15 protein-coding genes are annotated in these 15,567 nt (G+C 35.2%); 11 read left to right on the top strand and 4 right to left on the bottom strand.

What is annotated here, in order from left to right:
- Positions 1 to 51: 51 nt before the first annotated feature.
- A complete protein-coding gene (locus ABX784_RS03660; RefSeq protein ID WP_372652725.1) occupies positions 52 to 489 on the bottom strand; it encodes an HNH endonuclease in 438 nt (145 codons plus the stop codon).
- Between the two features lie 178 nt (positions 490 to 667).
- Positions 668 to 1,474 carry a serine aminopeptidase domain-containing protein gene (locus ABX784_RS03655; protein WP_372652690.1) on the bottom strand — a complete coding sequence of 269 codons (807 nt, stop codon included), beginning with the start codon at positions 1,472 to 1,474 and terminating at the stop codon, positions 668 to 670.
- An 85-nt stretch (positions 1,475 to 1,559) separates the two neighbouring features.
- Between ABX784_RS03655 and ABX784_RS03650 the strand changes: the two genes are divergently transcribed.
- From ABX784_RS03650 to ABX784_RS03610, 9 genes are all read left to right on the top strand, one after another.
- Positions 1,560 to 2,117 (top strand): hypothetical protein, encoded by a 558-nt coding sequence (locus tag ABX784_RS03650; RefSeq protein WP_372652687.1) that lies wholly within the window; start codon positions 1,560 to 1,562, stop codon positions 2,115 to 2,117.
- 56 nt (positions 2,118 to 2,173) lie between these two features.
- Positions 2,174 to 2,677, top strand: a complete 504-nt coding sequence (locus ABX784_RS03645) for a hypothetical protein (RefSeq protein WP_372652686.1) — start codon at positions 2,174 to 2,176, stop codon at positions 2,675 to 2,677.
- A gap of 174 nt (positions 2,678 to 2,851) precedes the next feature.
- Entirely contained in the window at positions 2,852 to 3,331 is a 480-nt protein-coding gene (locus tag ABX784_RS03640) for a fimbrial protein (RefSeq protein ID WP_372652683.1), read from the top strand.
- Between the two features lie 75 nt (positions 3,332 to 3,406).
- Positions 3,407 to 3,664: a hypothetical protein gene (locus tag ABX784_RS03635; RefSeq protein WP_372652680.1), complete on the top strand. Its 258-nt coding sequence runs from the start codon at positions 3,407 to 3,409 to the stop codon at positions 3,662 to 3,664.
- A gap of 138 nt (positions 3,665 to 3,802) precedes the next feature.
- A complete protein-coding gene (locus tag ABX784_RS03630; protein ID WP_372652678.1) occupies positions 3,803 to 4,273 on the top strand; it encodes a fimbrial protein in 471 nt (156 codons plus the stop codon).
- Positions 4,274 to 4,351: 78 nt separating this feature from the next.
- Complete coding sequence (locus ABX784_RS03625) at positions 4,352 to 5,056, top strand: molecular chaperone (protein WP_372652676.1); 705 nt, start codon at positions 4,352 to 4,354, stop codon at positions 5,054 to 5,056.
- Positions 5,046 to 7,442 carry a hypothetical protein gene (locus ABX784_RS03620; RefSeq protein WP_372652673.1) on the top strand — a complete coding sequence of 799 codons (2,397 nt, stop codon included), beginning with the start codon at positions 5,046 to 5,048 and terminating at the stop codon, positions 7,440 to 7,442. Before ABX784_RS03625 ends, ABX784_RS03620 begins: the two co-directional genes overlap by 11 nt.
- On the top strand, positions 7,439 to 8,341 hold the full coding sequence (locus tag ABX784_RS03615) for a spore coat protein U domain-containing protein (RefSeq protein ID WP_372652671.1): 903 nt from the start codon (positions 7,439 to 7,441) through the stop codon (positions 8,339 to 8,341). Before ABX784_RS03620 ends, ABX784_RS03615 begins: the two co-directional genes overlap by 4 nt.
- Positions 8,342 to 8,422: 81 nt before the next feature.
- Positions 8,423 to 9,139, top strand: a complete 717-nt coding sequence (locus ABX784_RS03610) for an AIR carboxylase family protein (protein ID WP_372652669.1) — start codon at positions 8,423 to 8,425, stop codon at positions 9,137 to 9,139.
- A 33-nt stretch (positions 9,140 to 9,172) separates the two neighbouring features.
- Here ABX784_RS03610 and ABX784_RS03605 read toward each other — a convergent pair whose 3' ends face one another.
- Both ABX784_RS03605 and ABX784_RS03600 read right to left on the bottom strand, forming a co-directional pair.
- Positions 9,173 to 10,093, bottom strand: a complete 921-nt coding sequence (locus ABX784_RS03605; RefSeq protein WP_372652667.1) for a class I SAM-dependent methyltransferase — start codon at positions 10,091 to 10,093, stop codon at positions 9,173 to 9,175.
- Positions 10,094 to 10,137: 44 nt separating this feature from the next.
- Positions 10,138 to 11,265: a hypothetical protein gene (locus tag ABX784_RS03600; RefSeq protein WP_372652663.1), complete on the bottom strand. Its 1,128-nt coding sequence runs from the start codon at positions 11,263 to 11,265 to the stop codon at positions 10,138 to 10,140.
- A 211-nt stretch (positions 11,266 to 11,476) separates the two neighbouring features.
- On the opposite strand from ABX784_RS03600, the gene ABX784_RS03595 reads away from it, so the two are divergent.
- Together ABX784_RS03595 and ABX784_RS03590 are read left to right on the top strand one after the other, a co-directional pair.
- Positions 11,477 to 12,511 (top strand): hypothetical protein, encoded by a 1,035-nt coding sequence (locus ABX784_RS03595; RefSeq protein ID WP_372652661.1) that lies wholly within the window; start codon positions 11,477 to 11,479, stop codon positions 12,509 to 12,511.
- Positions 12,512 to 12,534: 23 nt separating this feature from the next.
- Entirely contained in the window at positions 12,535 to 15,552 is a 3,018-nt protein-coding gene (locus tag ABX784_RS03590; RefSeq protein WP_372652659.1) for a hypothetical protein, read from the top strand.
- Positions 15,553 to 15,567: the final 15 nt, after the last annotated feature.

The following is a 15,567-nucleotide window of genomic DNA, read 5'->3' as shown; positions in this document are numbered from 1 at the left end:
AGCTATGGGGAAATATAACTTATTATTATAGTATTAGTCTATGAAGAAGGCCTACCCTGGGCACCATTGAAACCATTCACTGGGATCATTTTCCTTAATCTTTAGACACATTGTTGCAGACCAACTTGGCCTCTTAGGCTTATTCATTAATTTAAGACCTGATTCTTTCAATGTTTGGGCGGCTTTCTTTGTATTACATTTTTTACAACAGGTTACTATATTCTTCCAATTTGTTTTTCCACCTTTACTGATTGGGATTACATGATCAAAAGTTAATTCCTTAAAAGCAAAAGGTTTGGTGCAGTACTGGCATGTGTAGTTATCCCTTAAGTAGACATTTAATCGAGTGAATTTAACATGTCTTTGGGTGTTGTGTCGGTTAAAGAGGCGTAAGATTTTGGGCAGGCTGAAGCTTTGTGTTGTGGACCGAATTAGCTTGTCGTCGTATTCAGTGACGACTTCGGCCCGACCGGTGAGCAATAGAATCATGGCCTTCTGCCAGTTAATGATTCGCACCGGGAAAAAGGTACTATCTAAGAGCAAGGTTCGCATGGTTTAAACTCCTTGGAGATCCATTACTCTCTAATTTTATCATAATTTTTGTTTAAAAAACAAATAAGGAAAAATAATATCTTCTGACATTCTAAGTAGTTGTAAAGCTTCTCTATTAGAGGCTTAAGCCTATCTTACTTGTCAGTTTTTTCCATGCTTTTTGACCTAAAGTCGCTGGATCTATGGCCAAGTGGTAGATGGACTTTTCATTTCTTGTGGGCCGTGAGCTTATTTCTACAAATTTACAATTCTTCGAGTTTTCACATAATGTTTGCGTTGAATAAAAGTCTATCAGCTCATCTCTCTTATCCATAAGAATGAGCTTTGATATAGAGTCTTTATATTCTAATTGTTTCTCTATTTCATACATGGCCTTATAGGCCTTGAGTCCGGTATTTGGTTTTGCCCTATATTCTACAAAGTTTCCACTTGGAAGACTAAATTCAAAACCAACTTTAAATAATATGTTTATAAAGGATGTGTACCATCTAGTTTTGAATGCTGGAGCAATATAGGTAACACTCTTGAATGGAGCGTTGAACTTTTCTATTGAATTTTGAATGACTACAGCGCCTAAAGAATATCCAAGAGCATACATTGGCACTTTTAATTCTTTAGAATTTAAATAAGCTTGGCACAATGGTAGATAGAAGTCTTTTATCCATCTATCTTTATTTACCTGGTCCCATTTCGAGTTCTCTGTGTGTCCTGTGAGTTTTACATATAGAGGTGATAGACTTTGTGACTTATAGTAATTTCCTAGAGTCTCCATCTTCTCTGGACTTAAATTTAATCCATGTACAATTAAGACAATTCCCTTAGTATCTTCGTCAAAAATGACTTTACGTGTAGCGTTGTTACAATTTAACGCTAAGCTATCAAGAGATAATATAAAAGATAAGATGATAAATATTTTTTTCATCTAAGTATCTTACCATTTCTATCATCGTTTGTACTTTGAAAAAAATCAATCTAACATATTTATAACTTTAAATAAGGAGATCTTCATGAAGTCACTACTGAGCACGGTAGCTCTATTACTTCTTTCATTTTCAGCACAAGCACAAACAGGCCTAAAAGTAGGAGACCGTCTTGAGAACCATAGACTTAGAGGTCAGATTCATCTTACTTGTTACGAAAGAGGCGAGAGAGCTTCTGTATACGTGAACTGCTCTGACAGTTACTTAACACCTTCAATCAGATCTAAGTTCACATATGACTCTGGTATTGAAGCTGACAAAGTTACTTTAACTTACACAAACACTAGTGGAAAAACTAAGACAAAGTCTTCAAAAATCAAAGGTAACGAGAGTAGAGAGAATTTTAATCTTTGGATTTGGACTCTTACTCAAAGACCTTTACTTAAGGCCGGAGAAAATACTATCGACTATAAGCTAACTAATGATGGTAGTACTGTAGAGACTGGATCTTTTGATGTCCTAGTTGAGACTCAAGCTGTGCGTACTTGTGGTTATAGATCATATAGATCATCTCGTTTAAGTGATTGTCGTAATGCAAGCTACGTTTGCGGTCAATACTTTAGAGACATGAACTACTGCAACTAATCTTTTCTTTATATGGGTCATGTTACATAACCATGACCCATCTTATGGAGCTTCCTTTGAAATCAATATTATTTTCAATCCTTTTTACACTTTCTCTACATTCTTATGGAGATGTTATTTTTCATAATATCGCTAAGGGAAAGCACCATAAAGGTGGTGAGATTAAGATTGAGGCCTTGGAGGCCAATAGTGATTCTTTCGTCGCGCATATTAGTTATAAAATTAAAAAGAAAATATACATTCCAATAGGTAGTAACAAGTTAAAAGGGAGTGTTAAACAAAGCTTACCTACAACTTTTTCTGAAAAAGAAGGTTATGACTATCTTCAATCAATTGGCAGTCTAAAGGTGAAAAAGGCCACTGTTAAGTTCATTAAAAGAGAGAGTATTGGGAGCTATTATGACTCTTATAAAATCCAGATTCTTCCAGATAATGGTAAGTGGAAAGGTTACCTTTGGTATCACCCAAGCGTTAATGGAGTAGGTTGGCTAAAGAGTGAGTTAACTCTTTTAGATATTCCAGTTCTAGGTGATTACGGACTATCTAGCTTTATCCAGTAGAGGAGGTAGTGTTCAATTATCTGATAACTAGTAATACTTCTGTCTAATTATTATACACTCTTCTCGAGATTCTCTATTCAAGTTCCTATAATTACATTCAAGTTCTTGGCATATTATTTGATAATAGATAAGTGAGAATTTATAACTGCTAATATATATACAGGAGAACTTGCAATGAAAAAAATATTACTAGCTTCAACAACTTTGGCCTTACTATCTGTTCCATCTTTCGCCGCCACACAGGGCACATTATTACTTCAAGGGGAAATCGATCAGGTTCTTTCGTTAACAGTGTCTGCTGAGACAGGTGTAAATGACAGCTTAGACTTAGTCGCAGGAGAGTCAGCGACTAAAGTTGCTGCGGTTTCTGAACAATCAAACTCTAATACTGGTTATAAAATATTTTTAAAAACACAAAATGCAGGGCTATTAAAAAATGGAGAACTTGATTCTGTTGCTTACTCCCTTACTTACGATGGTGACGCTGTATCAAGCTTATCTACTAATAATGTTGAAGTTAAATCTGTTTCTACGGGTGGTGTTTACAGTCATGATAGTGACGTAGACATTACATTAACTGGAAGTGGCTCAGCTGCGGCATTAACTCAAGGCACTTACTCAGATACTGTCACTTTTACGATCCAAGCTAACTAATTGATTATACGCATTACTTGATTTTAACGATCAAGTAATGCTCTTTTTGACCGATAATGCTCTTAGGAGTATTTCGTGAAAAAACTGATTTCTATATATTCTTTATTCTTTTACTCTGTATTCTCAGTGGCCTCTACAACGGGCTCTCTTCAATTATCTTCTAAAATTGGTGTAAATATAGATTACCGAATTGATGAAAATAATAACGTAAGAATCATTTCTAATGCTCCCTACAAGAAAAATATCAGACCTTACTTTTTTAAATCTAAAAATATTGAATCATCTAGTTCTAGTGATTCTTCCTATAAAGTTCTAGAAATAGCAGCTAATTAAAAAATCAACTAGTCCCTAGTCATTGTACATTTTGATACCTTTTCATCCATTTTGACACCAAAAGGTACAAAAAATGCCTCCCTGTTTTTGGCATATAGTTTGTATATACTATAAATAACTATTCTATATGGGAGAATTATGAAAAAATTATTTATTGCGTCAACTTTAACTCTAATGTCAGCCAGCTCGTTTGCAGCAACTCAAGGGACTCTTCTTCTTCAAGGAACAATTGATCAAGTTCTTTCTCTTTCAGTTACTCCTGAGAGTGGCGTTAATAATAGTCTAGATTTAACTTCAACTGAAACTGATCTAAAAGTTGCAGAAGTTTCTGAAGAAACAAACTCAAATACTGGATATAAAATCTTAGTTAGAACAGCAAATGGTGGGCTACTTAAAAACGGTTCACTTGATGAAGTGTCTTACACAATGAAATATGATGGAACTGCAGTTACTCTAGCTCAGTCAGATACTGAAGTTAAAAACGAATCAACTGGTGGTGTATATAGCTATGCTAGTGACGTTGAAATTTCTTACACTGGTCAATCTGCAGCAAGCCTTACTCAAGGTACTTACTCGGATACTGTTACTTTCACAATCCAAGCAAACTAAAAAAAAATAAGGGCCTTTTTATAGGCCCTTGTATTAATTATTATTGAGTCTTCTTATTTCACGAGCTATCATTATAAAGTGAAAAAACTAACTATATTATTTCTATTTTTAATACTGTCCAATGCCAGCGCTTTTAAGCTCATGCCAATGAGTTATACAATCGAAGCATCTAACAAGACTAAGACAGCTCTATTCACCGTTTTTAATGATTCTGATGATCCAATTGCTATTCAATTAGAAATGAGACAAAGAAATATGAATTCTGATGGAAGTGAAGTTCAACCTGAAACAGATGATTTTTTAATCTTTCCAGACCAACTTGTATTAGGTCCAAAAAAGAAACGTGTAATCAAAGTGAGATGGCTTAAAGGCAATATTGATAAAGTTGAAAAATCTTTCCGTTTAATTGCAGAGCAACTCCCAATTGATGTAACTAAAAAGAAAAATAGTAAAACAGATATAAAAATCCTTCTCCGTTATGTTGCGGCCTTATACGTCGCTCCTAAAGATGGTAAGTCAAACTTATCTGTTATAAGTGCAAAGACTAAAAAGGATCTATCGAGAATTGTCTTTTATTTAGAAAACAGCGGAAATGTTCACCAAGTTTTACTTAAGCCAAGTCTGAAAGTTATTCAGGAAGGTCAAACCTTTCAAGTTGATAACCTTGAAGGTATACGTGGAGAGAATATTCTCGCTCAAACTAAGAGGTATTTTTCATTCGTACCACCTAAGGGCATCAACGTACAAAAACCATATAAGATTGAATTTGTGAATGATGATTAAATTCTTCTTAATTATTTCTTTATTTTGTTTTGCTAGTTACTCTAGTGCTCAAACTGAATCTGAAATATTTTCTAAGCTATTTAAATCAAAATCACGATGGGTGCCTACTTCATTTATATTAAATAATAATGAAGTTGGTGAGGCCCCTGTTAAATTTACATCTAATAAGCCTGTATCAATTTTAAATTCAAAAAAAATATTTTCTGAATTTGTTCGAGAAGAAGTTATATTTACTGACTCTGAGATGACTTTGAATGCTCTAAAAGATTTAGGTGTTGAGCTTGTTTTAAATGAAGAGAAGTTTTATATTGAAGTTTATCTAAAACCTGAGATTATTAAAGAGAAAACGACTAGCTTTGACTTTGAGTATAGGCCCCAGTGGGTAAGCGAAGTTACTGAGCCTAGTAAATTCTCTTTTTACTCTAATCTTTATTATTATCGTCCTTACTTTCACAATATGAAAAGAGATAACTCTGGAGAGTTAGATGTTCTTCCAAATGTAAACTTTAAAGGTTTTGTTTTAGAGTCTTCTCATACATATAAAGATAGTGACTTTATTCGTAACAACACTAGGCTTCTTTATGACTTTCAAAAAAGAACTACTAGGTTATCTATAGGTGATAGCACAACTCCATCGACTGACTATTTATCAGGTATCAGTATTTTAGGGGTTAGTTATGGAAAAGATTTTTCATTAAGACCCTATGATACAACAGTTCCTAGAGGGAAGGCTGAGTTTGATCTAAGAGAGTCTTCAACGGTTAGAGTTTTTGTTAACGGAACATTAATTAATGTTTTAAAGCTAAAAGCTGGGACTCATAAGTTAGAAGATCTCCCTCTTATTCAAGGTCTTAACGAAATTAAACTAGTCATTGAGACCGACTTAGGAAGAGTAGATGAAATCGTTATTCCGGCCGCTTTCAGCCAAGATTTATTAAAAGTAGGACTTTCTGATTTTTATTATGGAGTAGGGAAAAAGAGTCAAATCATTAATGAAGAAAGAGAATACATAGACAGCGAATATATTTATACTGGTTACTATAGAAGAGGGATGACCGATAATCTTACCTTGGGAGCTTTCTTTCAAGCAGATAATGAAGCACAGCTTTTGGGGGCTGACCAAGTTCTGTCTACAAAGTTTGGTCAAATCAAAACACAGCAATCTAGTGTGAACTCAAGAAGTGGTCTTGGATTTTCTTTAAAAGGTGAGTACTTCTTTTTGGATCAGCGATTTATAGGCGTTGCTGCTTCAGGCCACCTTTTTGGTATTGAGCACAGAAATAGTAAATTCTTACTAATAGACCAAGTCAATTCTCTTGGATACAGCAAAAATATTTTAAGCTATGCCTTTAATAAAAATATCTATGGATACAGTTATAGAATTGGTGGTCAGTTCGACCATAACCAGGGCAGAAGTAATACTTGGGCCCTGACTGGAAGTTTGGGGAAAACATTTAAGAGAAGATTCAATATAAATACCGTTTCAACTTATCGAACTTTAACTAACGGTAGTAATAGTTTTGAGATTTCAGCATACTTTAGTTGGTTCCTACCTGAGCGCGGGCATAACCTTTACGGTAGTTACAATTCATTAAGTAAAACATCTCAGGCATCTCTTCAGAAAATAAAGACTCAAAGTGATGATTCACTATCGTACCAATTTACAGCTCGAAATTCAGATCAACAAAAGTCCTTAGAGTTTGATTCACGTTATGATCATGAGAGATTTGAATTGGGTCTAAGGCACTCCCAAGAAAAATCTATAGGAAATTCTGATGGGTGGAATTCTTATGAAGGAAGCTTTAAGTTTGGAACTGCTGTGGCCTATGCAGATAATAGATTTAGCTTTGGGAAACCTATTTCAGATTCTTTTGCTATTCTCTCTCGTGACGAAAACTTAGAAGATGAAACAATTCTTATCAATAGCAGTGGTGAACAGGTCGCAGATAGTTCTCTATTTGATAATATTTTATTATCTAAGATACAACCATATCGTTATTACAAAGTAAGTGCAGATGGAGCACTTCTTAGAGATGGTTTATCTATTGATGTTTCTGACTTTGCACTATTACCTACTTATAAATCAGGTTCTCATATTGCTTTAAAATCTAAAGGCGCTATGTCTGTATTTGGTAGCCTGACTCTTCCTGATTCAATACCCGTTAAACTTTTAACCTTTGATATTTTAAATAATAAAGGGGAAGTTGTTTATGGTAGCTTCACTAATCGTAAGGGGAGAATCCTTATTGAGGGACTAGAATCGGGGACTTATTCAGTAAAACTTAATGTTAAAGATGAGATATACTTAGGAAGTTTTAACTTACCTGAGGGTTCTCTTGGATTCATTGATATTGGCAACATTCATTTAACTAAGGTTAAAAAATGAGAATTTTAATACTCTTTTTCATATTCTTTTCTTCAAGTATTTTTGGTGCTAATTGTCCTGTCTATATTAGTGCAGGAAATGTTGATTTCTCTCAAGTTAATGTCGATCAAAGTGTTGCTCTGGATATTCACATATATCGCTTCTCAACTTCTAATCAGTGTAAGAATTACGACTTAGGTATAACCTCAGGTAGTGCAAACTCATATTCACGAAAGCTATATAATGGAGCAAATACTTTAAACTATAATATATATAAAGACGACTCCACATCTACAGCTCTGCGCAGTTTGAATGATGCTCAAAATAATAGTCAAAGAATTCGTTTTCAAATGAACTCTTGGTACACAAAGCTTACTGTTTATGTACGTCTACCTTATTGGGGAAACTCTACAGTATTGCAGAATGGGCTTTATACTGACACTACTCAAATTCAAGTTTACCCAAGAGGGAATAATAGTGGGGGAGGCTCTAGAAATTTAACCACAAATTTAAATGTCCAGTCAGATATTAATATTTCTCTTGTAGGACGAGGGGGACAATACGATGAAAATCAAACATCTTACTCTCTCGATTTTGGAACTATGAGCGCTGGTAAAGTTAGAAGTTTTGATTTGATTGTTAAATCTAATACGGGCTATAGAATTAACGTCTCTAGTGAGTATGACGGTAGCCTGGCACACAATGACCAATCAAACTATAAGGTTGGCTACAACTTTGGTGTAAATGGCTCTGATATGAGCCTAGTTGGCTCTAAGAGCTCTCCCAAGCAAATATACTCATCCAACTCTGCAAGCCAGAATGGCCAAGTTATTGAGGTGGATATAACTCTATTAAACACATCTGGTAAGCTATCAGGTAGTTATACTGATTATATTTATTTTACAGCTATAAGTAATTAAGGACTTAGCTGTTTTTCTATATTTTTAATTGTTATTTATGGTGTATTATAGACTATCTCATTAGAATTTCAGGAGTAATCCATGAGAAGTGTGCTTGTTTTATTTGGTAGTGAAAGTGATGAATATATATATACTGATATTCTAGAATATTTAAAACCTAACTTTAAGGTTAATTTCAAGGTCCTCTCTGTTCATCGTGACTCCAGCAAAATTTTAGAACTCTTAAAAGAAGATGACTTTGACTTCGTATTAGCTGGGGCGGGGCTGGGAGCAGCACTTCCTGGATTTTGTGCTGCACATACTGAGAAGCCTGTCTTTGGTATTCCCGTGCCCAATTGTTTTGGTGGGCTAGATGCATTTCTCTCTATTATTCAAATGCCATTTGAAGTACCTGTAGGGGCCTTGTCACCAAAGTCTATCTCATCTTTATCTTCTCTCTTAGATGAAGTTGATTCTAAAAAATCTAGAGTTGTAAATATTGTTCTAAGTCCAGATATTGAAAATCATGAGTACGCTAACCAAGAATACTCTCTTCTTGCAGACTACGCTCTTACACTAGGAATAGAGATTAAACGTTCATCATCAGTTGATGAAGAGCTTATGAATATTATTCTTGTCCATACAGATGATAGTCATAAAGTCTCAAATAATGCCCTATATGTTCCTTTACTTACAAAAAGTGAAAAAAATAGTCCGGCCTTTAGTATTCGTTTATTAAATTTAATCGATTATGGAGGGGTTTGGTTTGGGGTGAATAGTCCTAGAAATGCCTTAAAGTTTTTAAATAAACTTTTATAGAGTTATCTCTAGTAGCTCAGTTAATAATCTGAGCTATTTTTTTCTAATCTCAAAGCATACGTGAATTTTATTATCTTTAAAGTCTTCTGGAATAGTTGAGGGAGTAATATCTTTTACGTTATATAGCTCTGAAATTTCTTGATCTAATTTAAAGCCACGTTTGTTATTTGAAAATATAAGTAATCCATCATCTACAAGAGCGTTCATACATCCAGAAATAAGCTCTTTTTGATCTCTTTCAATATCTAAAGTGTTATCCATTTTTTTTGAATTACTAAATGTTGGTGGATCTAGAAAAATTAAATCGAACTTATCGTCTTTGAGCTCTTTTAGATATGTAAAGACATCAGATCTTATAAAAGAATGTTCTGATAAATTTAAATCATTGGCCTGAAAGTTATCCTTACTCCATTGAAGATAGGTGTTAGACATATCAACGTTTGTTGTCTTGGCCCCCGCAATAGCAGCATGTACCGAAACCATACTGGTGTATGAAAATAGATTTAACATTTTCTTATTGGCCGCTAACTTTTCCATTTTTAAACGCATTGGTCTATGGTCAAGAAATAATCCAGTGTCTAGATAATCGTGGAGATTTACTAAGGCCTTGGCAGGTCCTTCCTGTACTAAGAACCTATTCTTTGTTGAATCAAGCTTTTCATATTTTTGTTCTTTTGTTTGAATGATTCTTTTTTTGATGATGATTTTTTCAGAACTGATATTGAACAGCTCTGTAAGTGCTTCGATCATCTGATCGTAGTTTTCCGGTTTATCAGCATCGATTTTTTCAATGCGTCTGTCGTAGACTAAAACTTTTTCTTTGTAGACATCAATAAGATAGGGATACTGAGGTATCTCTTTGTCATAGAGTCTATATGACTCTAGATTATTTCTCTTGGCCCACTTTCTTTTATGTTTTAGGTTTTTATTTAATTTATTTTTAATTTCATTCATATGTTATTCAATGTATGGAGAGGGGAGATGATCCCCTCTGATAATTATAGAACAGGATAAATCTGGTAAGCATGATTGATTAAATGCTCGGCCCACTCATACTCTCTTAGTATCACAGGAGCATTTAAGTGAGTTTCTTCACCTGTATTGTTTAGGTCGTAGTCATACAGAGGCATAGAAGGGTCTGAGTAGATTGAGTCTCTTACGTAGAAAACGCCCTTGTCTCTACATCCACCACTTTCTGCGAGAGAATCACTTACTTGCTTTCCTCTTCTTCTGAAGTTCTTTGCTTTTCTTAATAGTTTATTTTTTTCTTTTTCCGTCTTCGCAACGTTTGCTTCTTCTACAATCTCATCTGCTCTTGAGTTCATTCGTTGATCGTAAGTTCCTACAAAAGGACATCCTTCTGTACTTGCTGTGTCGTTGAAGCCAACTATCATATTTGCATGCCAGTAGCCTACGTGATTATAGATTGCAAGAACTGGTGCATTTCGCTTTTTGATCATATCTTTTATTCTTTGTACGATATCTTTTGGAGCAGTTGTAACATTCCATCTATTTTCAGATGGGTCTTTAAATATAACTTCTCTTTCGAATTTAGGAAGTTTCACCATCGGTGCTATTAAGTCATCATATAAACTAATCCAGCTATATGAAATACTGTAGAAAGCTCTCTCTTCATTTGGAATTGCAGGAACTCTCTTTCCATCTACTCTCTTATACCAGCCTTTCGTGTATCTATAGTCTTCATTTCTATAGATTTTTCCTCTCTTATTAAGAGCGTAGATCATATCGGTTGGCCAATACTCTAAGTCGTCATCAAGACCTTCTTTTGAGAGGTTCATAAAGTATCTCTCAGAAAGATCCTTGTCCTGAATATTAGTAATTTGTGGATTAAGTTTTGAGTACCACCACTCAACAGTTCCAGTGCTACTCATAAATAAACAGCTTCCTGCATTCTCTTGATCTGGAGCAGGTAGGACGTGTTTTAATAGGTCGTTATAGCCACCCTCATATGAGATGTTATTTGGAGCTATTGCCTCAGTATAAACGGGAGTTATTCCTTCACTCTTTGTATTTGGGTATTTTGCCCCAGTAACTAATCGCGAGTCATGATAATTAGACGCCAGTAGAGGTATAGAGAATAAAAACAATATTAATACTTTAGACAAATCTTACTCCTTTTGTGTGGTTAGAAATATTAGGATCTTAGAAGATAGTTGTCCCTATGCAGTGAGTTGCTCAATACGAGATATCAGTAGTTTAGGCTAATTAAAAATATAATAACTAAAGTAAAAAGCTCGGTCATCCGTATAGACGTAGGAATAGATACTACATTCACTAAAATATATTTGGTAGTGAGAGACCAAAGAAGGGGATTTAATGAAACGATGGGATATAAAGTTTCAAAAGGTAATAGGCGTTTTTTGTCTGGGTGCTTTAATGCAAGCTCAGCCTTTCGCGAATGATATTACTAATAAATATAACTCTGATACAAATAAAGAACAGAAACAAGTCTTTGGCGGATTAGTTAAGTTAGGTGATATTTTAGTAAATGAAGTGGGTCTATCAAACTCTTTAACAAAGTTTGGAATTAGAGGTAATAGCGCAACTGAAATTAATAGCTATGTAAATAACTCTATAAGAGCTCTTTACGGAATCGATGGCACCAGACCTTCGGCTAATCAACTAAAGAAAATTATTAAAAATATAAATGCAAAAACTAATAAAGATAAGAGATATAAGGCCTATCTCTTAGACCTTCTATCAAAGCCTGATAACAGTATTTCTGAAGCCGACCTTGTTAAGGCCATAAACTCTTTAATTTATCTCGCAAATAGGCACGGACGAAATAGTTCGGCAGTTCTTGCGTGTACGGCCTGTGTTAGTGAGACTTTAAGCTCTAGAGGTTTTGAGTTTACATTAGAGATTTTAAGTAACTCGAGATCTAAACAAGTTCTTTCTAAGATGCTTCCTTCTGAGCCAAGAAGTTTAACTAACTTTATAAATGTTCGACTCAACAAGTTCAAGATAGGAGATCTATCTAGAGCTGGTGACTTAGTGTTACCAGAAGATGAGAAGGCCCTCGGTTTATTTTTAGGTCTAAAAGAAATTGGTACGTCTGATCAAAAAGATTTAATTAAATCAATAGAAGCTGTTTCTAAAAATAAGTCTGGAAAAGTAAATATTTTTAATAAGAAAAACCCTCACAAGTTATGGAGGCTTTTTAGTGAAGATATATCTGACAGTGAAGTTGTTGGATGGACAAAGCTTTTAAAAGAAGTTGCAACAGTATCAAAAGGTAAAGTCAGTAAAAAAGAAACCTTTTTTGAAATCCTTGAGAAACGAGCAAAGGATAGTCCTGAATTACAGGATCGTGTTCAAATTCTAAAAAATAAGAATTGTTTTTTTCAATAGAAGATTAATTTAAGGATAGATATATGAAAAATAATAAAAAAAATAAAATTATATGGAAGCAACTCCCAGCAAATTTAGCAATGATGTCATTGCTATATAATTGCTCTGGAGTAAGTAATGGTCCAAGGTATATTGCAGACGAAAGTAGTTCTCCAAAATCTGCTTATGACATGTGGGGACTTCTTCAGCAGGGTGCAACTCAATATAGGGCCAATGCCGTTCAGGTTGGTGGTGAGAATATTGATGGCTTCGATGCAGGTGTCACTTTTGGTGCTGAAAAAGAAGCTTCATCTGGTTTAATTACAAGAATATTAGGACCAAATGGAGGAGAGTTCTCCAGATATATTGAAAGTTTACCAGACGAAAAACGAAAGGAATTTATTTCTAATTTCTTAAGTAATTACATCAAAAATGCAAATGGTTATAGAACTTATCTAACAGATGAGGGAGTAAAAGTTGACCTTGCAAGTGATGTTAAAGATGTCGATGGAGTTTCTAAAGTTATAGACTTAGATCAATTTAAAGGAATTGACTATAGTACAGCAGAACTAAGTGTTCTCGACGCAAAGTTTTCTAAATTTATGGAGATGACAGAAGACAGACCTATGTCATTTATAAAGCCATCTATTAGAATGAAACTCTTTAAGGCCAAGTTACCAGGTCTTGAAGGGACAAGTTTTCCACAAAACTATAGATTATATACTCCAAACTTTGGTCTACCTCAAAAGTATATCGAAGACTCTCATGCCCACCACGGTGGAAGAGGCGGAGGATGGGAGCTAGGCTTTACTCCTCAAAATAGTTACGCAGAATTTGAAGAGATGGTTGCGTGGTTTAGAAAGTCTCTTAAGAATGCAGGACAAATCTTTCAGTCTCCTGGACATCAACGTATGGTCTTTCATGCTCATCCAGAATTACCTGAAGCTAAGCTCGCCGAACTTTATCGTGGTATTCAGGCCCTCATCATTATTGATGGAATTAAAGGGGGAACTGGAATTGAAAAGGCAAACTATAAAGGCGTTCAAAGTGATAGTGATTTAGAAAGTCTAAGAACCGCTAGAGGAGTAATTAGATTAGAAGGTGCTAGATGGAAAGAGGGAACTCACGGCGTTGAATTTCGTGCAGGGACTAAAGATATAAAGCTAGCAAGGTTTTATCAAACTGTCTTAGCTGCAAGAGTTTCTTCAAATGACTTTAGTGGGCTAAGTAACATTGGAGACTGGAGCCTTTGGAATGGTAGAGTGCCTAGTGCATCCACTCTAGCTTCAAGACATAGTATCTCTGAAGAGACCGCTGAAAAAGCACTTGCAAATATTCAAGCTGGTAGTCTCAAGTATGAATTTACTTTACCTCTTTGGGATTGGACTGACGCAAATAATCCAATAATAAAAGAAAATAAGAGAGCAATTATTAATTCTCTTTCTAAAGAATTCTTTGAGCAAGTTGCAGAGCTAAACCCTGAATCTCCACAAATTGAGTCTGAGGTAAGAAACCTACTTAAATCTTGGACAAAGATGACTAGACTCTCTGATGAATTCAGAAGGTATTTACAGCCTAAGCGTGGCCTTAATATGGCACAAGATCTTCTAGAGTTTCGCCTTCCAGAAGATGGTAGAAGATTCGTATCAAATATTGTTGATGTGAATGACATCGATCTGGGGATAGAGTACTCAGGTAAAATGCCGATGATGGTCAACGCGGAATTCTCAACAGAGAGAATGGCAGATAATAAACGTGCATGGATTCAAACTTATGGTGACCTTACAGAAAGAGAGAGAGAAGCTGTAATTAAAAATGTTGCAGAAGATCTACATAGATCACTTGGTGGTGACGGAGTTGCAACAAAGATTGAAGACGGTGGGGGACATGGTCACGGTCTTGAGCTATCGTATGAAATTCGCGATCCAAAAAATAGAAAGTGGATTGTTGAATGGGATGGTATAGGTCGTACATATACTCCAAATGGAGATGTCATTGATGGTTCTGCTCGTGGCGGATCTATTGAGCTTGTGACACCAAAATTTACTCCTCAAGTTGAAGATATTTCTGCAGTATATGAAGCTTTTGAAAAGAATAATATCTTACCAAACCTATTGTCTGGTGGAGGACATGTAAATATTGACTTAGCCGCTTTTGAAGGAAAACCAAAAGAGCTCGCAAGATTTTTAACTATATTCCACGAGAATAGATCAATCATGTCTCTCATGTTTCAACATGTGAACAGAGTGAAGACTTCAGAGCCTATTGCAATTTCAGATACTCTTAAAAATGAGTTAAAGAACTTCAATGGTAGTGAAGATGATTTAAAGAAACTTCTCTACAATGAAGAGTACTTCAATACTCGTTATGGGCGAAAGTCTAGATACTTACAGTTAGATATGTCTGCATATTTTCAAGATGTAATTCCTGAAGAGTTTATTACTGGTGATTTTGATATTGCAAACCCAGTTGTGCCTTGGAGAAGACAATTTAGAGTTGATCCAAGAATTAGAAAGGCCGAATTTAGAATGTTTAATGCTCCAAGGGATACGGCGGAGTCTGCGCTTCAAATTAGGCTTGTAAAGGCAATGTTATCTAAAGCATTGAATGAAGATGATGAGTTGGCAGGAAAAGTACAAAATACTTCTCATACTGACTATTTAGCTACTCCTGACAAGGCCTACAGTGACCTTGAGAAGCTTTGTGCTCAACTAGGATTGGAAGTAGATGACTTTAAACCTGTTGTTGCTGAGGGGCTATCTGAGACTGATCTAGCCACTAGATCTATTTTCTTTGAGCCATTTGATCTAAAGATGAAAGTTCACCCAAAACAAGTCGGTTGGGGTGAAGCAGTCAGACCAAGAGAAGTACCTATTGGATCTGATGGGAGAGTTTGGGAGCCTAGCGCTGTTGATGAGCTTAATACTATGACTCATCAGTTTAGAATAGAGGCCGCAGAGGCAGGTCAACGAAGAAGAGAGGGGATAGTTCCAGATAGAATCGTGCCTGGCCAGTTTAGAAGAACTGATAGCTGTGTAGATGCAATTGGACCACTTCTCTAAAAGTAAATATTAAAT

It is taken from the genome of Halobacteriovorax sp. (genome assembly GCF_041587335.1).
Classification (GTDB): Bacteria; Bdellovibrionota; Bacteriovoracia; order Bacteriovoracales; family Bacteriovoracaceae; genus Halobacteriovorax.
The sequence above is the reverse complement of the archived record's forward strand: the minus strand, read 5'-3'. Positions and strand labels throughout refer to the sequence as shown.